The organism is Kribbella sp., assembly GCF_035655035.1.
Taxonomy (GTDB): Bacteria; Actinomycetota; Actinomycetes; order Propionibacteriales; family Kribbellaceae; genus Kribbella.
The window spans coordinates 1-20,531 of record NZ_DASRVN010000197.1 but is presented as its reverse complement, the minus strand read 5'-3'; the positions used below and the strand labels follow the sequence as shown (position 1 = coordinate 20,531).

The following is a 20,531-nucleotide window of genomic DNA, read 5'->3' as shown; positions in this document are numbered from 1 at the left end:
GTCACGGGCTGAGAGGCCTTCACCGGATCGCCCAGGACCTTGCGCATGTCCCGCTGGACGAAGCCCCACCAGCCGCTCTGGAAGGAGGATCCCTGCGCACTCGGGCGCTCGTCGATCTTCAGGTTGGCGGTCAGCGCGCTGTAGAGGTCCGGTCCGAGGTCCTTGAACTCTGCTGGGACCAGTAGGGGCCACCAAGCATCCAGCAACTGGATGGCGTCGGCGTTGGTGTTGGTGCGGGATGAGGCGTTCGGGGTCCTGCGGTGGGCGCCGGATTGTTGCCAGGCCGTCAGTTTGGCGACCGCGTCGGCGACGGCCGGGTCGGTGATCGGGGCCGATTTCAGGACGCGCAGCAGGTACGGCAGCACCTGGTCGCCGCGGAGGTCGACGGTGGCCGCGTCCTCCATCGCCTCGACCAGCTTGCCGCGGGTGAACTTCTGCCCGCTGTCGATGACGGTCTTGATCCGGTCGTCGAGCGGCTGGCTGCGGTAGACCGCGTTGTACCCCCACTGGCCGTCCGAGGCGGAGTACCCGGGCGCCTGCTTGTTGTTCCAGCTGGTCAGGTAGTCCTGGTTGACGACCTGCGGATGCTGCGCCGGCGGCGTGTAGGTCGCGCGGTTGGTGTCCGGGTTCCAGCCCTTCCACTCGTAGGTGCTCCAGGTCGGCAGGTTCGGGTCGGCGCCGTCCGCGCGGACCGGGTTGTCGCCGGAGTTGAAGTACGCGATCGAGTTCTTGTCGGTGTAGAACCAGTTGAACGTGTACCCGATGTTCGCCGCGGCCTTCTGGAAGTCGGCCGCCGAGTGGATCTTGTCCGGGTCGTTGAACTGCATGAACCCCAGCGCCGACCCCGCCTCGTTGCCGTACGTCGACCGGTTCTTCGTGAACAGAACAGGCTTTCCGCCGACCGTCCCGCGGTGCGTCACGATGCCGTACTTGGTGCGCAGGGCAACCAACGTGTACGACCCGGCAGGCTCCGACGACCCCAGGCTGGAGTACCACGAGTTGTGCCGCTCCAGCCGTTCGATCGGCACGCACTGGCCGCGGAAAACGTAGTACTGCGAGGATTTCGTCGGCGTTCCACCACCGGGTTCACACAGCGGTACGGCGAACGTGTCGGTGATGTCCTGCCCGGCGGAGGTCGCGCTCCACGAGTAGTCCGGGCCGCGGCCGATCAACGTGTAGAAGTTGAGGCCGGCGAACGCGATCCCGCGCGAACTGACGCCCGGGCCCTGCAACTCCTGGCGCAGCAGCAGCTGCGGGGCGAAGTACCCGGTCTGCGGGCCGTAGACCGCGATCGGGTTGCCGGACTGGGTGTGCGCGCCGGAAACCAGGAGTGCGTTCGACATTCCCTTCTTTCCGAAACCGTCCGGAAACAAGCCCTTGTCGAAGATTCCCTTGAGCGCTTCGGATCCCTTCGGCGCGGGTTTGGCGGCGGCCGTCTTGTTCGCGGTCTGGTCGATCACCTCGGGTTCCGCGGTGACCGAGCCGCGGTCCGGCATCGCGCGGCCCGGCGGGTTCGGCCCGGTGGTCCCATAGGGGAACGTCGTCCCGTTGTGCACCGTCGTACTGGCCTCCGGGTCGTTCTGCGAACGGAACGACTCCCACACTTTGGTGCCCTCGGCAACGCCGTACTTCGCCTGCGCCTCGAGCAGCGCCAGCGCGGACGTGACCTCGGAACCACCGCCGGTACCGAAGATGCCCGCGACCACGGCCGCGGTGGCGACCACGTCGGTCACCTTCCAGTGCGGCGTCGGCCACTGCAGACCGAGCGCGACGTACTCACCGGGGTACCCGATCCCGACCGTGTCGATGTAGTGGTTGACGCCGTCGACCCAGGCCTGGATGTCCTGCTGCATCTTCACGCCGTCGGCGCCGTACAGCGTGGCGGCGTCGTCGAACTGCCGCTGCAGATCGGCCTCGGTGTACGGCGCGGTCCGCCAGAACTCCTGCTCGAACTCGCGGTTCGCCGCGGCACCGCCCGCGAACGGCGTCAGCTGCCCGCGCCCGAGGTGCCGGAACACGTCCATCACGAACAGCCGGTCCTGCGCGCCGGCGTACCCGGCACCGAACATCGTGCCGAGCCGGGTGGTACCGGTGATGTGCGGGATGCCGCGCGACTTGTCGCGGACGATCGTCACGTCGCTGCGCGGGTGGACGGTACTTGCCACGTCGTCGGGTTTCACCCCGAACGAGGAGTCGTCGTAGTACGGCGCGAGGCCGTCGTCGGTGATGCCCTGCGAGTTCCAGACCAGGTCCTGGTACGGCTTCAGGCTGTCGCTGAAATGCGGTGGACGGACCCCCAAGGCCTTGAAAGCAAGGAGATCCGTGAAGGTGGCGTTGCCGTTCTGGCCCGGCGGCAGGATGTCACGACATTGCCCAAGGCAATAATCCGTGGGGCCTGCGGCAACGGCCTGCGGCGCCGCCTGGGTCGGGGCCGGCAGCGCGGCGAGGACGGCGACGACGGCGGCCGCGGCGGCTGCTCGACGGCCGGTACGAAGGCGGGTGCGGAGTGCGGGGCGGAGCACGGTCCCTCCTCAGGTCGGTGAAAGTGAGAATGACTCACGAGTAGCTTGAGGTCAAGAACTTGCCACCGACAGACTCTCGCCAATTGCGGTCCGTGACCACTACGCTCAGCAACACCATGAGCATCCACGATCGTTATCGATTGAGTGTGGTGATCAACGCCAGGGGGACGTACACCCCGCTCGGGGTGTCCCGGAGCTCTGACGGGGTCGCGGCCGCCGTCGCCCAGGCGCTCCCCGAGTTCTTCGTGCTGGACGAGCTCCGCGACCGGGCCAGCGAGGCCATCGCGCAGCTCACCGGCGCAGCGGCCGGGGCCGTCGTGCACTGCACCGCCGCGGGCATCACGCTCGCGGCCGCGGCCACCATGACCGGCGGCGACCCACGGCGTACGGCGGCGTTGCCGGACACGACCGACATGCACCACCGCGTGGTGCTGCCGGCCTGCCACGTGATCGACTACGGCCACTCGAACCTGCAGGCCATCCGGCTGTCCGGCGCGCAGGTGGACCTGGCCGGCGACGAGGACGGCTGCACGATCGCCGACCTGGAGGCCGAGCTCGACGGACCGGACGTCGCCTGCCTGATGCTGGTGTCGTCACGGCTGACCCGCGGCAAGCCGATCGACCTGGCGGCGGCGATCAAGGCCGCGCACCGGCGCGGCGTACCGGCGGTCATCGACGGCGCGGCGCAGTTCCCGCAGATCGCGGACCTGCTCGCCACCGGGGCGGACCTGGTCTTGGTCAGCGGGCAGAAGTACCTCGGTTCGCCGACCGCCGGGCTGGTCGCCGGGACCTGGCCGCTGGTCCAGGCGGTCCGGGCTCAGGACAAGGGCATCGGGCGGGTGATGAAGCCGACCAAGGAAGCAATCATCGGCGTACTCGCGGCCCTCGAGGAGTGGCAGGCGCTCGACCGGGTGAAATGGCAGGCGGACGAACGCGCCAAGGTGGACTCGTTCGTGGCCGCGGTGTCGCGGATCCCCGGCGTCGTGGTCACCGCGGTCCCGGACCCGGCCGGCCTGCAGGTGTCGCGGGTACTGCTGAAGGTCCCGGACGCGAAACGCGTCGCCACCGAACTCGAGGCCGGCACACCGCCGATCTACGTGATGACCGACCGGATGGACGACGACGAGCTGATGCTCGAGCTGGTCCCCCTCACCCCCGAGGAGATCGCCACCATCCTGGCCCGCCTCTGGGCAGTCCTGGACGGCTGACGGGTTATGCCACCGATGGCAGGTTGTAGCAGGCCACCGGTGACATAACCCGTCATCGAACTCAGTGCTGGTACGACTTTCCGTCGGTACGGCGGGGACCGCCGTTGCCGCGGCGCGGGCCGTTGCCGCCCCGGCTGTCGTGGCCACGGCCCGGACGGCTGCCGCCGAACCGCTTGCCGCCCTTACTGAAGCGCTGCGGCTTCGGCGCCGGAAGCTTCACCGGGAAGCCGGACGGCCTGCTGCCGCCGGTCAGCTCGGTGACCAGCTCGTCGCCCGGACGGGCCCGGACCGGCTCGGCCTTGACGCCGGCCGTCTCGGCCATCCGGATCATCCCGCGCCGCTGGTGCGGCAGCAGGAGCGTGACGACGGCACCCTTGCCACCGGCCCGCGCCGTACGGCCGGCGCGGTGCAGGTAGTCCTTGTGCTCGGCCGGCGGGTCGGCCTGGACGACCAGACCGACGTCGTCGACGTGGATACCGCGGGCCGCGACATCCGTTGCCACCAGCACCGGGACGGAGCCGTCCTTGAACTGGTCGAGCGTCCGGTTCCGCATGCCCTGGGTCAGGCCGCCGTGCAGCGCCGCGGCCATCACGCCACGGTCGCGCAGCTGCGTCGCGATCCGGTCGGCGCCCAGCTTGGTCCGGACGAACACGATGGTCCGGCCGTCCCGGCTGGCCAGCTCGGCGGTGAGCGACTGCTTGTGCGCCGGCTCGATCACCAGTAGGTGGTGCTCCATCGTGCTGACCGAGGCCTGGCCGGACTCGGTGGAGTGCTGCACCGGGTCCTTCAGGTAGGTCTTCACGATCTTGTCGACGTCGTTGTCGAGCGTCGCCGAGAACAGCAGCCGCTGCCCTTCCGGCGGGGTCATGTCGAGCAGCGTGGTGACCGCCGGCATGAAGCCCATGTCGCACATGTGGTCGGCCTCGTCCAGGACCGCGACCTCGACCGCGCCGAGGTCGGCCGCGCCCTGCTCGCACAGGTCGATCAGCCGGCCCGGGGTGGCGATCAGCAGGTCGACACCGCGCCGGAGCGCGTCGATCTGCTTCGGGTACGGCAGGCCGCCGGCGATCAGCTTCAGCGACACGTTCATCACGTGCGCCAGCGGCTCGAGGGCGTCGTGCACCTGCATCGCGAGCTCACGGGTCGGCACCAGGATCATGCCGCGTGGGCGGCGCGACTCGGTCCGGCCGCCGGCCAGCCGCATCAGCGTCGGGAGACCGAAGCCGAGCGTCTTGCCGGAACCCGTCTGACCGCGGCCGAGCACGTCCTTGCCGGCCAGCGCGTCCGGGATGGTCGCGGCCTGGATCGGGAACGGCGCGGTGATGCCGTCCCGGGCCAGTCGCTGGACCAGCCGCGGGGCGAGCCCGAGGGCGGCGAACTGGTTGTCCTCGGCAACGGTGCCGAGGTCGATCGGCTCCTGCACCGGCTCGTCCTTGCGGTAGCTCTTCTCGAACCGCGGCTTGTCGTCCCGGCTGCTGTTGCTGTACTGCGGCCGGTCGTCACGGCTGTACGACGGCTTGTCGTCGCGGTTGTAGCGCGGACGCTCGTCGCGGTTGTACTGCGGGCGGTCGTCGCGGTTGTACTGCGGGCGGTCGTCGCGGTTGAAGCGCGGCCGGTCCCCCTGGGCGCGGTCGTCCCGCCGGTACGACGAGCGGTTGTCGCGGTTGTACTGCGGCTTGTCGTCCCGGTTGTACTGCGGCTTGTCGCGGTTGTACGACGGCCGGTCGTCCCGCCGGTACGAGGAACGGTCGTCCCGGTTGAACTGCGGGCGGTCGTCCCGGTTGTACTGCGGGCGGTCGTCCCGGTTGTACGCCGGCTTGTCGTCGCGGTTGTACCGCGAACGGTCCTGGGAACGGTTGTCCTGGCCGCGGTCGTCACGCCGGTACTGCGGACGGTCGTCACGGTTGTACTGCGGCTTGTCGTCGCGGTTGTACTGCGGCCGGGCGTCCCGGTTGTACTGCGGACGGTCGGTCCGGTTGTACTGCGGACGGTCGTCGCGGTTGTACTGGCCCGCGCGCTGGCCGCGGTCGGAGCGGGGCTGCTCGGAGCGGTAGCCCTTGACCGGCCGGCGGTCCTCGGTGCGGGCAGCGTCGGACGTCGGCTCCGCGTCCAGGCGCTCGCCGGCAGCCATCCGCTCGCCGTACGACTGGTTCTGGTGCTTCTTGTGCCGGGGCTTCTTGTTCCGCCCGTCGGCGGACTCTGCGTCGAACTGGTGGTGCTGGGTCACGCAAACTCTCTCTCGTATTCACGGACGAGGGGCGCCGGATCGCAGCCGCACGTGAGCGCCGGTCACGAAAACATGACCGGACTACGTACTCAGCAGGAGACGGGCATCGACCTGCGGGTGCTATCGCGTTGCACCCATGTCGCCGGAGTCTTCAGCGGATGCCGAAACCGACGGGTCGGAGCGCCTGGGAACATCTCTGGTGACGCGACGCGCGCACCGACACCAGAAAAGTATAACCGATCGTGACGGCCGCCCTGACCAGCAGACCAGTCGCGACGCTGGTCCACCCGCACACTTCAAGCATGGTTGAGTTTTTGGCATGCCGTTCTAGGGTGGCTGTGTGGCAGACGAGAACATCCCGAGCAAGGAGCACTGGCTCTCGATCGGGGAGATCGCGCAGCGGTCCGGTGTGGCGGCGTCGGCGTTGCGGTTCTACGAGGACCAGGGCCTGATCGCGTCCCGCCGTACCGCCGGGAACCAGCGGCAGTACCAGCGCAGTACGTTGCGCCGGATCGCGTTCGTGCAGGCCGCGCAGCGGGTCGGGCTGGCGCTCGCCGAGATCAGGAACGCGCTGGACTCGCTCCCCGAGGACCGGACGCCGACCCGCGCCGACTGGAGCAAGCTGTCGAAGTCGTGGCGCAGCCGCCTCGACGACCGGATCGCCGAGCTCGAGCGCCTCCGCGACGACCTCGACACCTGTATCGGTTGCGGCTGCCTGAGCCTCCAGCGCTGCAACCTCTACAACAAGGAGGACCGCCTCTCCACCCGCGGCCCCGGCGCCCGCCTGCTCAACGTCGGCATCCCCGGCGAGAGCTGAGACCGCCCTGGTCCGCCCCCCACGACGTGTCCCACGGACCTCCGGCCCGGAGCCGCCTGGCAAGGACGGCTTCCGGGCCGGAGCTGGTTCGGAGAGCGATCAGCTGGTCTTCGCCGCCCGCAGGACCCACTGGTCGAGGCCGTTCCCGGCATCGTCCGCCCCGCTGATCCGGTATCCGACGAACCCGTTCGACTGCGCCGGCGGCCGCACGACGAAGCTGGTCGACTGCTGCGGATCCACGTCGCGACTACCCACCGGCAGCCAGTGCGCGCCGTCGTCGTACGTCACGCTGAGCTGGACGCGGAACGGGCCGTGCTTGTCCGGGTACGGGATCACCGTGCTGGCATCGATGACCGCCGGCTGGTAGGTCGGCCGGACTGTGACCAGGTACGGCGACCGCGGCGTCGTGTTGCTCAGACCGATGCCCGCGGACCAGTTCCAGTTCACGATCGGTTGCGGCACCGGCTTTCCCGATCCCGCGGTCACGTTGATCGTCCAGGTGGAATGGGTCTTCGAGGCGAGCGGCAGGGCGGTCTGCTCCGCGCCGTACTCCACCTGGTACCGGCCAGGCGCGGAGAGACCGCACGTACCGGGAGTGGGGCTTTGACACGACGTGCCATCGACCTTGTAACTGCTCGTCAGTACGCCGACGCCGAAGAAGAGCAGGTTGACCGCCGACCGTGATCCCGAGAACGGCGTACCACCCATCCACAGGGTCGAATTGCCGGAGTTCGTGTAGCCGTTCAGTGACGGCACCATCGTGCCCGAGCCGACGTCGGTCCTGATCACCTCGCCACGGCCGACCGACTCCCTGGCCGTCCAGGCCAGCCTGGGGTCTCCCAGCCCGTTGAACGAGCGGTCGAACCGAGCACCGGGAGTTGCCAACTCGTCCCGCTCCAACCCGGCCGGCACCACCTGGCTGCTGGTCAAGCCGAGGCCGGGGAAGTCACGCGTGTTGTCCTCCAGCACGCTGTAGGCGGTGATCGAGGCCTGCTTGGTGTAGGCGGTCCGGCGATTCCCGAGAGTGCTGTCCCGCACCGCGATCTCGGTGTTCGCACCGCTCGCGCCGGCGATGCTGTGCACGAGATCGTAGGTGTACGGAGACGGATAGTTGCCCCGTACGACAGCGGTCGCGTGGTGTGCGGCGAGCTGTGCGCGAAGGGTGGTCGCCTGGGCCGCGGTGAGCACGGCCACCGGCAGACTCGCAGAATTCCGGAGCGCCCGCTCCGCCACGCCGGCGTCCCGGACCACGACCAGCACCCCGGCGGCCTTGGCCTTCGTGGCTGCCGCCACGACGTCGTCGACGAGTGTGTTCCCGCCGGCGGTTTCGTTGATGATCGCCACCTTGCCCTGCGCTCCGGTCAGATCCTCGGCCCGGCCGTCGCCGCCGTCGTACAACTGAGCCGCCGACAGCGCGGGGAACCCGCCGCTGGTGTCCGAGATGGCGGGACGCCGGGCTTCGATCACCTGGGCACCGATCCGCAGGGTGACCGCAGGGGCTTCCCGGTGTTCGCCGATGCGCAACTGCTGACTGCCCGTCGCCGGCGCGGACCCGGGGATCGAGTAGATCGGGAAGTCCGGCAGCCAGAGGCTTGTGCCCAGCCCGAACGACAACTGGCGGTTACCCACGGCAACGCTCCGGTCGACCTCCAGGACCCGCGTGCTCGTGGTCACGCTCGGGCGCTGGGTCGAGATCCGCCAGATCTTGCGCAGCCGGGCGTCGACGGTGACGGCACGATCCGCGGACAGATCCAGATCCGGAGTGCTCGCGCTGGTCCACGAGCCGATGAAGGACTTGTACTTTCCGACCGCCTGCTCAGCCTGCAGAGTGATCAGCGTGTACTTGTGGGCCGGCAGCAAGGGTCGCGGGGACAGGGCACCGGCGAAGTCCGTCGTGTACCCGTGACCGCCGGAGAACAGGACCGCCCGCTGCGCACCGGTCTCGAGATCCGTGAGCGTGCCATACGTGGGCTGACTCGGCGCGCCGTGCTCACCGTTCGGGCCGATGTACTCGATCGTCAACTGGTGCAGCGCGGTGGTGCGCATCCAGTTGAGCGTGCTCCGAACCTGGACCTGTGGAGCGGTCGCCACGATCTCGCCGTACACCGATCCCTGGGGAGCCTTGGCCAGGTCCAGTTTCACCGGAACATCCGCCGAGCCGTGGGCCGGTACGGTGACACTCGCCGGGACGTCTACCAGTCCTGGCACGTTCTGGAACGGCAGGACGTTGTAGGTGAAGTTTTCATCCGGCCGCTTCAGCGACAGCTGGAGCTGGAGAGTCACCGGCGCGTCGCTGTCGTTGACGTAGGAGATCGTCTTGCTCACGACAGTGTCAGCCGGCAACGGGTCGGAATGCACGCCGAACTCGAGCAGACCGGTGCCGCGCACGGCCTGCTGCGAGGCACGTTGCAGGTCCAGTCCGCCGGCTCCGCGCCACCAGGTCTGCGGGTTCGCATCCTCCTGGCCGCCCGTCCTGGCGGGACAGGCGAGCGTGCAGGAGGTGCTGGTGATCGCGTCGATGATCTGCTGGGACGACCAGTCGGGATGCTGCTGGCGTAGGACCGCCACCGATCCGGCGACTCGCGGCGACGCCATCGACGTACCGGTGAGCTCGGTGTACTGCGGCGCGTCGGGCAGCGGGCGGAACGAACTCTGCGCCGACCTGGCCGCCACGATGTCGGTGCCGGGAGCAACGATCTGCGGCTTCAGCGCGAGGTTCCCGATCCCGGGTCCTGCACTGGAGCTGTTGGCCAGCACGAACGAGTGATTTCCGTTGCCGACGGCAAGAGCGCGGGAGGCCGAGGCTGGTGACCCGACAGAGAACGGATAGGGGGACGAGCCATTGCCCGGCCCCCAGTTGCCCGCCGCGGCGACGAACAGCGATCCGGTCCGGGCGCTGATCTCGTCCAGCGCGGCCGCCATCGGGTCCTTGCCGTCGGTCGGCCCGCCGCCCAGGCTCATGTTCACCGTCTTGGACTGCTCGGCGGCCCAGGACATCGCGTCGATGATCCACGACTCCTGCCCCGCACCGGTGTCGTCGAGCACCTTGCCGATCGCCAGCTTGGCGCCCTTGGCGGTGCCGGCGTTCTGCCCCTGACTGGCCGCACCGGTACCGAGTGCGATCGAGGCGACGTGCGTGCCATGGCCGTACTTGTCGGTGAGCGGGTCCGGCTCGTTCGGAACGAACGACTTCGAGGCGACCACCTTGCCGGCCAGGTCGGGGTGGGTGGAGTCGATGCCGGTGTCGAGTACGGCGATGGTCTGACCGGTGCCGTCGAACCCGCTGTCCCACACCGGGCGGGCGCCGATCAGCACGTTGGCCTCGTTGTCCGAGCTGGCGTGCACCTTCCCGTCCAGCCACAGCTTGCCGACGCCCGGAGCCAGCATTCGCTGGGTCGAGGTCTGTGCCGTGGTGAAACTCGTGAAGAACGCGGCGCCTTTCGAGCGGTCCATCGAGATGGCCGTGGCGCGCGCCGCGGACAGCTGCCGGACTGCGGTCGCACCGGCCGGAACGTTCGTCGCCATCGACCGTCGAGCGGTGGCGCCCGCGACCGTGGCCGGGTAGGTGGTGATCAGCGGCAGTTGCGGAGCCGAGGCGTCGTCGTAGCCGGAGCGGTCGAGCTCGGACAGGTCGAAGAGCCGCGGGTCCAGCCTGCCGGTCGCCAGCAGGCTGGAGACGGCGGTCGGTACGGCGTACAGATCGTTGTTGAGGGTGGTCACGACGATGTCGCCGACCGGCGGGACGTCATGGACGATCTCGGCCCGCCGGTTCGCACCTTCGCCGGTGACGCGCACGACGTCCCCGGTCACGAGCGTGAAAGCCTTGGCGTGGTCGTTCGGCTGCTGAGTGGCGTTCGGGGAGATCTGCATCGGGGCTGCGGTGGCCGGGCTGGTTGGGGTGGCCAGACCGAGCGGCACGACCAGGGCGACGGCGAGAGCTGCTCTCGCAGCATGAAGGACACGGCGGGGCATGGCGGACCTCGTTCGGGGGGTCGGGAGTCTGCAGCCAGTCTCGGTGGCATCGGTCCTGTCGCGCGGCACAGTTCGCTGGCGTCCCGACGCCATGGCACCAAGGAGCCAGTCGCTACCGAGCCGGGCCCGTCGAGCCGCGGACGACCAGTTCGGGGCGGAAGAGGAATTCGGTGTGGGGGGTGGCGTGGCCGCGGACCTCTTCGAGGAGGGATTGGACGGCGGCCAGGCCCATGGCCTGGACCGGTTGGCGGATGGTGGTCATCGGTGGGTCGGTGAACTCCATCATCGGGGCGTCGTCGTAGCCGACCACCGAGAGGTCGGCGGGAACGGACAGGCCGCGCTGGCGGGCGGCGCGGATGACGCCGAGGGCCATCATGTCGGAGCCGCAGACGACCGCGGTGACGCCGGCGTCGAGCAACTGGCGGCCGGCCGCCTCGCCGCCCTCGACGCCGAACATGCTCAGGGCAACCATCGGGTCCAGGTCCTCGTCGGACAGCCCGAGCTGGGCCTTCATCGAGGTCCGGTAGCCGGCCAGTTTCCGCTGCACCACAAGGAATCGCTCCGGCCCGGACGCGAACCCGATCCGGCGGTGGCCGAGGGCAACCAGGTGCGAGACGGCCAGTTCCATCGCGGCGTACTCGTCGGAGGAGACGAACGGCGCCTCGATCGACGGCAGCCAGCCGTTCACGAACACCACCGGGAGCCGGCGTTCGACCAGCGCCTGGTACCGCGCGTGGTCGGCGCCGGTGTCGGCGTGCAGCCCGGACACGAAGATGATCCCGGAGACGCCGCGCTCGAGCAGCATCTCGACGTACTCCTCCTCGGTCGCGCCAGACGGGGACTGCGTGCACAGCACCGGCGTGTACCCGCGCTGCGACAGCGCCGACTCGATCACCTGCGCGAACGCCGGGAAGATCGGGTTCATCAACTCCGGCATCACCAGCCCGATCAGCCCGGCGGACCGCCGCCGCAACCTGGCCGGCCGCTCGAACCCGAGGACGTCGAGAGCGGTGAGCACGGACTGTTTCGTGTCCTCCGCGACCCCCGGCTTCCCGTTCAGCACCCGCGAGACCGTGGCCTCACTGACCCCCGCCTTGGCCGCGATGTCCGCCAGCCGTGCTCTGCTGCTCACGCCGGGCACTGTACCCAGAGTGCGGCTGACATTTCAGCAAGATCCTGCAAGAACTTGCAGACTGCGTGCTGGTGTCCACTCCGTGAACAGAATGGGCACATCACACCGCACAAACCTTGTCAGGACGAGTGGCGCCGGGCGAGGATAGGCGGACTCCCCCGCCCGGGGGAACCTTTACTCGGATCGTCCGGCACGTTCCTGCCGGTGAAGGGAAGTACAGTCATGGCTACTGTGTCGTTCAAGGCGGCTACCCGGGTCTACCCCGGTTCGGACACCCCCGCCGTCGACAAGCTCAACCTCGAGATCGAGGACGGCGAGTTCATGGTGCTCGTCGGCCCGTCGGGTTGTGGTAAGTCCACCTCGCTCCGGATGCTCGCCGGCCTCGAAGAGGTCAACGAGGGCTCCATCTACATCGGCGACCGCGACGTCACGCACCGTCCGCCGAAGGAGCGGGACATCGCGATGGTGTTCCAGAACTACGCGCTCTACCCGCACATGTCGGTCGCCGACAACATGGGCTTCGCGCTGAAGATGCAGGGCGTCTCCAAGGAGGACCGGGCGAAGCGGGTCGGCGAGGCCGCCAAGCTGCTCGGCCTGGAGGAGTACCTCGACCGCAAGCCGAAGGCGCTCTCCGGTGGTCAGCGTCAGCGTGTCGCCATGGGCCGCGCGATCGTGCGTAACCCGCAGGTCTTCCTGATGGACGAGCCGCTGTCGAACCTCGACGCCAAGCTCCGCGTCCAGACCCGTACGCAGATCGCCGAGCTGCAGCAGCGCCTCGGTGTCACGACCGTGTACGTCACGCACGACCAGGTCGAGGCCATGACGATGGGCGACCGCGTCGCGGTCCTCAAGGACGGTCTGCTCCAGCAGGTCGACACCCCGCTGAACCTGTACGACAACCCGAAGAACAAGTTCGTCGCGGGCTTCATCGGCTCGCCGGCGATGAACCTGCTGACCGCGGACATCGCCGAAGGCGGCGCCAAGGTCGGCGACTACGTGATCCCGGTCCCGCGCGACGTGCTCGCCAAGGCCGGCAGCGACAAGACCCTGACCGTCGGCGTTCGCCCGGAGGCCTTCAAGGTCGCCGACGAGGGCCTGCCGGTGAAGGTCGCGGTCGTCGAGGAGCTCGGCGCCGACGCGTACCTGTACGGCACCACGGAGCACGGCGACCAGGCGCAGATCGTGGCGCGCATCGACGCCCGGATGCAGGTCGAGAAGGGCTCCACCGTCCGCCTGGCGGCGGTCCCGGAGAAGCTGCACCTGTTCTCCACCTCCACCGAGGAGCGGCTCACCGCCTGATCCTCGGCAGTACCTCTACCGGCCTCGGGTGGCTCGTCCACCCGGGGCCGGTAGCTTTTCCGACCGCTCCGCGGGAGCCATGTTGGTCTGCTTCAGCAGGTAGTGCGGGCGCTTCTTGGTCTCGTAATAGATCCGGCCGATGTACTCGCCGATCAGCCCGAGCATCACCATCTGCAGCCCGCCGAGGCCGGTGATCGCCGCGATCAGCGTGACGTACCCGGGCATGTCGACGCCGTGCAGGATCGCCGCCACCAGGACCCACACGGCGTACCCGGCGGCGACCGCGGTGAGCAGCAGACCGATGTAGATCGCGGCCCGCAACGGCTTGTTGTTGAACGACAACAGCCCGTCCAGGCCGTACTCGAGCAGCCGCCGGAACGTCCAGCGGCTCTTCCGGTCCGCCGGCGCCTTCACGTTGTCGTACTCGAACAGGATCGACTCGAACCCGATCCAGGCGAACAGGCCCTTCGAGAACCGGTTGTACTCGTTCAGCTCGAGCAGCCCGTCGACGGCGCGCCGGGACAGCAGGCGGAAGTCGCCGACGCCGTCCATCAACTCGACGTCGGCCCACTTGTTGATCAGCCAGTAGTACGCCCGCGAGAACAGTGTGCGGGTGGCCGGGTCGCCGGTTCGGTTCCGGCGGGCGATCACCTGGTCGAAGCCGCGCTCGTACTCCTCGAGCATCCGGCCGATCAGCTCCGGCGGGTGCTGCAGGTCGGCGTCCATGATCACCACGGCGTCACCGGTCGCGTACCGCAGACCGGCCAGCATCGCGGACTCCTTGCCGAAGTTCCGGCTGAAGGAGAGATACCGCACAGATTCGTCGGTCGCTGCCAACCCCACCAGGGCGTCGAGCGTCCCATCAGCACTACCGTCGTCGACGTACACGATCTCGTACGGACGACCGGTTCCGGCGAGCTCGCGGCTCAGTGCCTGATGGAACCGGGAGATCACCTCGACCTCGTTGTAACACGGCACCACCAGACTCAACCGCATCATTGTCCCCGCCCGCTCAGTCCGTCGACCATGGTGCGATTCTTGTCCAGACCAGTACTACCGGCTAGCTTTGGCGGCCGAACGATCGGAACGAAGGGGCGGCCAGTGGTTTCCGAGGACGCTGTCGAGCAACAAGCGCCGCGGGGGCGTCCGGCACTACTCCCTGCCGGCGTCGCCGCTGTCGGGGTGGCGGCGGTGTTCGTCGCCTCCGGAATCATCCGCGGTACCTATCCCTTCGGTTCGATCTCCCGCAGTACCAACGATCTTGGCACGCAGTACGTCCCCTTCTTCGCGCACCTCTGGGACATCCTGCACGGTCAGGCCCAGGGCGACCTGCTGTTCAACTGGCAGAGCGCGTTCGGCGTCGGCTTCTGGGCCGACCTCGGCGTCGACCTCGGCAGCCCATTGTCCCTGCTGGTGGGCCTGTTCCCGCGCGACCGGGTCGATCTCGCCGTCTTCGTCATCACCACTCTCAAGCTCAGCCTGGCCGCCGCCGCGATGGCCGTCGCGCTGCTCAGGATGCGCCCCGGCCCTCGCTGGGTCGCGGCAATGCTGGGCATCTCGTACGGCGTCTGCGGGTGGGCGCTCGACGACGGATCCTACGTCCCGATGTGGCTGGACGGTCTGATCGCCCTGCCGATGTTCTTCCTGGTCGCCGAATGGTCACTGCGGCGGACCAACCGGGTGCTGAGCGTGCTGGTGGTGGCCGTCTTCTGGCTGTCCAACTTCTACACCGCCTACATGGCAACGTTCGCGGGTGGGATCTACCTGCTCGCCCGGCTGCTGAGCAGCGACCTGAGCTGGTCACTGCGGCTCCGGTCGGTCGTGCGGCACGGCGTGTCGTTCGCGCTCGGCATGGCCCTGGTGGCGCCCATCCTGCTACCGATCATCCTCACCAACCGCGCCGCAACGCCGTCCCCGTCCGGGATCTTCCACCCGTCGGCGGTCGACGTGTTCCTGTCCCGGCTGCTGCCGCTCACCGAGGGGGTCGGCAAGACCGCCAGCCTGTACGTCGGCACGCTCGCGCTGCTGCTCGCGCTGACGATGCCGTTCAACCGGTTCGTGCCGTGGCGGTCGAAGGTGGTCTGGGCGATCACGATCGTCGGCGTGGCGCTGACGTTCCGGTGGGGTCCGACGCAGGCGTTCTGGCACGCGTTCGACACCCCGAACGGCAGCCAGTACCGCGAGGCGTTCGTGCTCTGCGGTCTGCTCGTCGCGGTCGCGTGGATCTCGGTCGCGCACAAGCTCCCCGGCCCGCTCGCGTTGCTCGGCGGCGGCGTGCTGCTCGCGCTGATCGCCGTACTGTCCGACGGCAGCCCGCTGCTGAAGGCGCACTGGCTGACGGTGCTGGTCGTTTCCGGAGCGGTCGCTTTGGTTGCGTTCGGCACCATTTGGCTGCTGCGCCGCAAGCCCGGTCCCCGGCGGCTCCCGGTGGCGGCAGCATTCGCCGTACTGCTGGCCGTCGTGACATTGGAGGCGACCTGGAGCGCTGTCGTCACCGACGAGTACCGGGCCAAGCTGCTCAGCTCGTCGGCGGACCCGTGGGACGCGAAACAGACCGCGCGGTACAACGAGTTGCGCCAGGTCGGTGAGTGGCCGAAGTACCGGACCGAGCCCGGGACGTCGTTCACGCCGAACGACCCGATGCTGCTCGGCGGCCAGGGCGCGGGCCTGTACAGCAGCCTGCTGCCGTACTCGGTGAACCAGATGATGACGGGCCTCGGGTTCGGCTGGTCCGGGTACGGCCGGGCGTCGCGCACCCTCGACAACCCGGTCACCGACGCGATCTTCTCCGTCGGCGCCCGGATGCGGCTGGTCGACACCAACCCGCACATCACCAAGGCAGTAGTGCCGCCACTCGTCACGGTACGGCGCCGGCTGGACCCGGCCGTGACGTCCGACACCAACGCCCCGAACGCGTACGCCATGCAGGAGCGGCTGCTCGGGTCGACCGTGTACGAGGTCCCGACGTACAAGGGGACCCGATTCGCGACCGGCGACGTCAAGCTGGTCGCGAAGTGCGCGCCGACGAGTACGGCGTACCTGTTCATGCCTCGCGTCAGCGGCCGCGCCCGGTTGTCCGGCGGCGGCTGGCACGAGCTCAGCGCGACACGGCGGCCCGGGATCAACACGAGTAGCGCGATGGTCCAGCTCGGCACCGTGCCGGCGTCCGGGGCGGTGCTCGTCGAGGTCAACTTCGGCGAGGACCCGCAGGGGATCCCGCCGCACAACGCGATCGGGTGCTTGAGCCCGGCGGCGCTGCAGAAAGCGGTGACGTCGCTGCGCGCTGCTGGGGCCAAGCATGTGGGGATCGGCGGGCATTCGCTGAGTGCGACGTTGCCTGCCGGGAGCACCGGGTGGGCGGTCATCGGCGTACCGAAGATCGACGGGTGGTCTTGCAAGGCAGGCGGCAAGGATCAGGTCCCGAGCGACTTCGGCGGCCTGATGGCCGTTCCGCTCACCAACGGGGCCACGCACGTCGCCTGCACCTTCACACCACCGGGGCTACGCCGCGGCTTGGCAATCGCCGCGGCGGCATTGGTACTAACAGTTGGAATCGCCGGGATCGGAGCTATACGACGCCGGCGGCGTACAGCGAGGTGATGTGGTGAAGGTTGGGCACCTGGCGTGGGGTTGAGCTGGTGGGTCAGGTGGGTTTGATCGCCTGGGTGGCGAAATAGTGCGACAGGTATTCGGCGGAGGCGTTGGATTGGTGCGGCGCTTCGGCGAAGCGGGTGAGGACGAATCCGGCGGCGAGTTGCCCGCCGAGCTGGTCGGTGAGGGTGTGGCTGTACTCAAGCGGCGCATCGGCGCCGAACTTCGCGGCACGTTCCTCGGCGGAGTACTGCGTGACGTCGCTGTACGGGAGCTTGTGTACGACGACCAGCTCGCCGCGCTCCTCGAGGATCTCGTCGTCGAACAAGTACGCGTCCGGGTTGAGGAAGCCCGCCAGCAGAGTTCCGCCCGGGCGCAGGACGCGGAAGCACTCACGCCAGACCGGTGCCACGTCGGGTACGAACAAGTTCGAGACCGGGTGGAAGACCACGTCGAACGCCGCGTCGCCGAAGGCGCTGAGGTCGCGCATGTCACCCAGTACGGTGCGTAGGTCGAGTCCGTCGCGCGCCGCGACCAGCTCGTCCTGGCCGAGCTGGCCGGGCGAGTTGTCGAACACGGTGACCCGCGCCCCGGCGGCGGCGAGAATCGGACCCTGCTGGCCACCGCCCGACGCGAGGCACAACACGTCCTTGCCGGTCAGGTCCGCCGGCAACCAGGAACGGTCGACAGGCTCATGCCCGATGAGCACAACCGACCAGTCCCCCAGCCGCGCGCGCTCGACATCCGCAGTACTCACCGGCGTCGACCATTCGTTGCCCTCCTGGACATATTTGTCCCAGGCAGCCCGATTATGGGCAACGGGGTCGGCAGCACTGTCCTGCACGTTCAACTCCCTACAGCCAAGCGGATACCAGCGGTACTAACAGTTCGGCGCCGCCAGCCAACACGACCACAGGCGCGGACTCAACGAAATTAGCAGCCGTCGCGGTGTCCATCAGCTCGCCAGTTGCCCTCACCCCGCGAGCAGCCCAAACCGCCGCATTCGCCTTCTTGTCAGATCCGGGCCGAACGGATACCCCGTGGTGGTATCGCCGATCGGCTTGTGTTTGATACCCAGAGGGGGTACTTTCGGAGGCGTGGAGATACCCCCGAGGGGTAGTTGAGGTCAGGAGGCTGCGGTGAGCGGTGAGCACGTGCATGGGTACAGCGCCGACAAGGACCGGCATCTGAAGCGGTTGCGGCGGATCGAGGGGCAGGTTCGGGGGCTGCAGCGGATGGTTGAGGAGGATCAGTACTGCATCGACATCCTCACTCAGGTGTCGGCGGCCACGAAGGCGTTGCAGTCGTTCTCGTTGGAGTTGCTCGACGAGCATCTTTCGCACTGTGTGGTCGAGGCCGCGCAGAAGGGTGGTCCGGAAGCCGACGAGAAGGTCCGGGAAGCCTCCGACGCAATCGCCCGCCTCGTCCGCAGCTGACACCCGGCTGGGTCCGCACCTGACATCCGTTGGGTCCACAGGTGAACCCGGCGGAAGGCGAATTTCACGTATGGCAACCCGTTTCGAGCAAGGAGCATCGATATGAGCACCACCACTACCTACTCCGTGTCCGGTATGACCTGCGGGCACTGCACGTCGGCTGTTACCGAGGAGATCAGCAAGCTCGTCGGGGTTCAGGAGGTCAGGATCGACCTCGTCGCGGGTGGCACCTCTGCGGTGCACGTGACGAGTGAGGCCGCGCTGGACGAGGCCGCCGTACGGGATGCCGTCGACGAGGCGGGCTACGAACTGGCGGCGTCGTGAACCGGGCCGCCGCGCTCCGGCTCGGCGCGTTCGCCGGTGTGCTGGCGCTCGCCTTCGGGGCGGCGTTCGGCATCGGGTCCGCGGTCGGCCCGATCGCGGCGGCCGGCGACACCTCCGCGGCCCCTGCGCACGGAGAGGAGATGGGTGGGATGGAGCACGGCTCACACGCCGCCGGCGGGCAGCTGCCCGGGCTGGCGGTGTCCGATCAGGGCTACACGTTCGCGCCGGTGAAGACGTTCTTCACCGGTCAGCAGCAAACCGAGTTGCGCTTCACGATCCAAGGACCGGACGGCAAGCCGGTCACGAAGTACACGAAGACCCACGAGAAGGACCTGCACCTGATCGTCGTACGGCGGGACCTGTCCGGGTTCCACCACGTGCACCCGGCGATGGCAGCGGACGGCACGTGGAGCATCCCGTTCACGTTCACTGCCGGCGGGACCTGGCGGCTGTACGCCGACTTCCAGCCGGCCGGGCACGACAGCACGATCACACTCGGTACGGACGTCAACGTCACCGGGATGTACGTCCCGGTCCCGGTCGCCGAGCCGGCGAGCGTCTACAGCTTCGACGGGTACGACGTGACGCTGGCGGGCGCGCCCGTCGCGGGCAAGGAGTCCGAGCTGACGTTCAAGGTCAGCAAGGACGGTAAGGCGGTCACCGATCTGCAGCCGTACCTCGGCGCCTTCGGGCACCTGGTGTCACTGCGCGGCGGCGACCTGGCCTACCTGCACAACCATCCGGCGGAGCACGCCGCGCCGGGGACGAAGGGCGGCCCGGAGATCACGTTCGCGACCACCTTCCCGACCGCGGGGACGTACAGCCTGTTCCTGGACTTCCAGCACGCGGGCGCCGTCCACACCGCCGAGTTCACGGTCAAGGTCGGCCCGTCCGGACCGCCGATCGTCCCACCGACCGCAACCACGACCACCACCGCGGGGCACGCGGAAACGCCCCACGGTCACTGAGAGGAGGCATCACATCATGGGTCAGTCCGTCGAGCTCATCATCGGTGGCATGACGTGCGCCTCCTGCGCGGCCCGGGTGGAGAAGAAGCTGAACCGGATGGACGGCGTCACCGCGACCGTCAACTACGCCACCGAGAAGGCGAAGGTCATATACCCGGACGGCATCTCGACCGACGACCTGGTCGCCACGGTCGAGCAGACCGGGTACACGGCGGCGCTGCCGTCACCGGCCGTCGAGCCTTCCACGGAAGCACCGGACGAGCTGAAACCGCTGCGGGAGCGGCTGATCGGCAGCATCGTGCTCGCGGTCCCGGTGATCGCGTTCGGGATGATCCCGGCGCTGCAGTTCGACTCGTGGCAGTGGGCGTCGCTGACGCTGGCGTTCCCGGTGGTGACCTGGGCGGCCTGGCCGTTCCACAAGGCCGCCTGGACGAACCTGCGGCACGGCGCCGCGACGATGGATACGCTGATCTCGCTCGGGGTGGTGAGCGCGTTCCTGTGGTCGCTGTACGCGCTGTTCCTCGGCTCGGCCGGTGCCCCCGGGATGAAGATGCCGTTCACGCTGATCCCGTCCCGGGGCGGCGGCGCGGAGGAGATCTACCTCGAGGTCGCGGCCGGCGTCACCACGTTCATCCTCGCCGGGCGGTACTTCGAGGCCCGCGCCAAGCGCCGCTCGGGCGCCGCGCTCCGGGCGCTGCTGGAGCTCGGCGCGAAGGACGTCGCCGTACTGCGGAACGGGACCGAGACCCGGATCCCGGCCGACCAGCTCGTCGAGGGTGACGAGTTCGTCGTCCGGCCCGGCGAGAAGGTCGCGACCGACGGCGTGATCGTCACCGGCAGCAGCGCGATCGACGCGTCGATGCTGACCGGCGAATCGGTGCCGGTCGAGGTCGGCGCCGGGGACGCGGTCGTTGGTGCGACCGTCAATGCCGGCGGCCGGCTGGTGGTCCGGGCGACCCGGGTCGGCGCGGACACGCAGCTCGCGCAGATGGCGCGGCTGGTCGAGGACGCGCAGAACGGGAAGGCCGCCGTACA

Annotated in this window: 14 protein-coding genes; 8 read left to right on the top strand and 6 right to left on the bottom strand. The window is 68.8% G+C overall.

Going from position 1 to position 20,531, the window contains the following annotated elements:
- A partial coding sequence (locus VFF46_RS11685; RefSeq protein WP_325037105.1) for a penicillin acylase family protein occupies positions 1-2,522 on the bottom strand: 2,522 nt, incomplete at its 3' end.
- 116 nt (positions 2,523-2,638) lie between these two features.
- Between VFF46_RS11685 and VFF46_RS11680 the strand changes: the two genes are divergently transcribed.
- Positions 2,639-3,730, top strand: coding sequence for an aminotransferase class V-fold PLP-dependent enzyme (locus VFF46_RS11680; RefSeq protein ID WP_325037104.1), 1,092 nt, complete (start codon positions 2,639-2,641; stop codon positions 3,728-3,730).
- Positions 3,731-3,791: 61 nt separating this feature from the next.
- Here the strand turns inward: VFF46_RS11680 and VFF46_RS11675 are convergent, their stop codons facing one another.
- A complete protein-coding gene (locus VFF46_RS11675) occupies positions 3,792-5,957 on the bottom strand; it encodes a DEAD/DEAH box helicase (RefSeq protein WP_325037103.1) in 2,166 nt (721 codons plus the stop codon).
- Positions 5,958-6,297: 340 nt separating this feature from the next.
- Here VFF46_RS11675 and soxR point away from each other — a divergent pair, with 340 nt between their 5' ends.
- Positions 6,298-6,774, top strand: coding sequence for a redox-sensitive transcriptional activator SoxR (gene soxR / locus VFF46_RS11670; protein WP_325037102.1), 477 nt, complete (start codon positions 6,298-6,300; stop codon positions 6,772-6,774).
- Positions 6,775-6,873: 99 nt separating this feature from the next.
- On the opposite strand, the gene VFF46_RS11665 is transcribed toward soxR, so the two are convergent.
- Together VFF46_RS11665 and VFF46_RS11660 are read right to left on the bottom strand one after the other, a co-directional pair.
- Positions 6,874-10,746 carry a S8 family serine peptidase gene (locus tag VFF46_RS11665; protein ID WP_325037101.1) on the bottom strand — a complete coding sequence of 1,291 codons (3,873 nt, stop codon included), beginning with the start codon at positions 10,744-10,746 and terminating at the stop codon, positions 6,874-6,876.
- A 112-nt stretch (positions 10,747-10,858) separates the two neighbouring features.
- Positions 10,859-11,878, bottom strand: a complete 1,020-nt coding sequence (locus tag VFF46_RS11660; protein ID WP_325037100.1) for a LacI family DNA-binding transcriptional regulator — start codon at positions 11,876-11,878, stop codon at positions 10,859-10,861.
- A gap of 222 nt (positions 11,879-12,100) precedes the next feature.
- Between VFF46_RS11660 and VFF46_RS11655 the strand changes: the two genes are divergently transcribed.
- Positions 12,101-13,177 (top strand): sn-glycerol-3-phosphate ABC transporter ATP-binding protein UgpC, encoded by a 1,077-nt coding sequence (locus VFF46_RS11655; RefSeq protein ID WP_325037099.1) that lies wholly within the window; start codon positions 12,101-12,103, stop codon positions 13,175-13,177.
- Between the two features lie 15 nt (positions 13,178-13,192).
- Here the strand turns inward: VFF46_RS11655 and VFF46_RS11650 are convergent, their stop codons facing one another.
- Positions 13,193-14,173, bottom strand: a complete 981-nt coding sequence (locus VFF46_RS11650) for a glycosyltransferase family 2 protein (RefSeq protein WP_325037107.1) — start codon at positions 14,171-14,173, stop codon at positions 13,193-13,195.
- Between the two features lie 105 nt (positions 14,174-14,278).
- On the opposite strand from VFF46_RS11650, the gene VFF46_RS11645 reads away from it, so the two are divergent.
- Positions 14,279-16,777, top strand: a complete 2,499-nt coding sequence (locus VFF46_RS11645) for a YfhO family protein (RefSeq protein WP_325037098.1) — start codon at positions 14,279-14,281, stop codon at positions 16,775-16,777.
- A 43-nt stretch (positions 16,778-16,820) separates the two neighbouring features.
- On the opposite strand, the gene VFF46_RS11640 is transcribed toward VFF46_RS11645, so the two are convergent.
- Positions 16,821-17,612 carry a class I SAM-dependent methyltransferase gene (locus tag VFF46_RS11640; RefSeq protein WP_325037097.1) on the bottom strand — a complete coding sequence of 264 codons (792 nt, stop codon included), beginning with the start codon at positions 17,610-17,612 and terminating at the stop codon, positions 16,821-16,823.
- Positions 17,613-17,907: 295 nt separating this feature from the next.
- On the opposite strand from VFF46_RS11640, the gene VFF46_RS11635 reads away from it, so the two are divergent.
- From VFF46_RS11635 to VFF46_RS11620, 4 genes are all read left to right on the top strand, one after another.
- The gene (locus VFF46_RS11635) at positions 17,908-18,204 is read left to right on the top strand and encodes a metal-sensitive transcriptional regulator (RefSeq protein ID WP_414673057.1); all 297 of its coding nucleotides are present in this window, start codon (positions 17,908-17,910) and stop codon (positions 18,202-18,204) included.
- Positions 18,205-18,306: 102 nt separating this feature from the next.
- Positions 18,307-18,528 (top strand): heavy-metal-associated domain-containing protein, encoded by a 222-nt coding sequence (locus tag VFF46_RS11630; protein WP_325037096.1) that lies wholly within the window; start codon positions 18,307-18,309, stop codon positions 18,526-18,528.
- Complete coding sequence (locus VFF46_RS11625; protein WP_325037095.1) at positions 18,525-19,496, top strand: hypothetical protein; 972 nt, start codon at positions 18,525-18,527, stop codon at positions 19,494-19,496. Before VFF46_RS11630 ends, VFF46_RS11625 begins: the two co-directional genes overlap by 4 nt.
- Before the next feature lie 16 nt (positions 19,497-19,512).
- The coding region (locus VFF46_RS11620) for a heavy metal translocating P-type ATPase (protein WP_325037094.1) at positions 19,513-20,531 on the top strand (1,019 nt) is incomplete at its 3' end.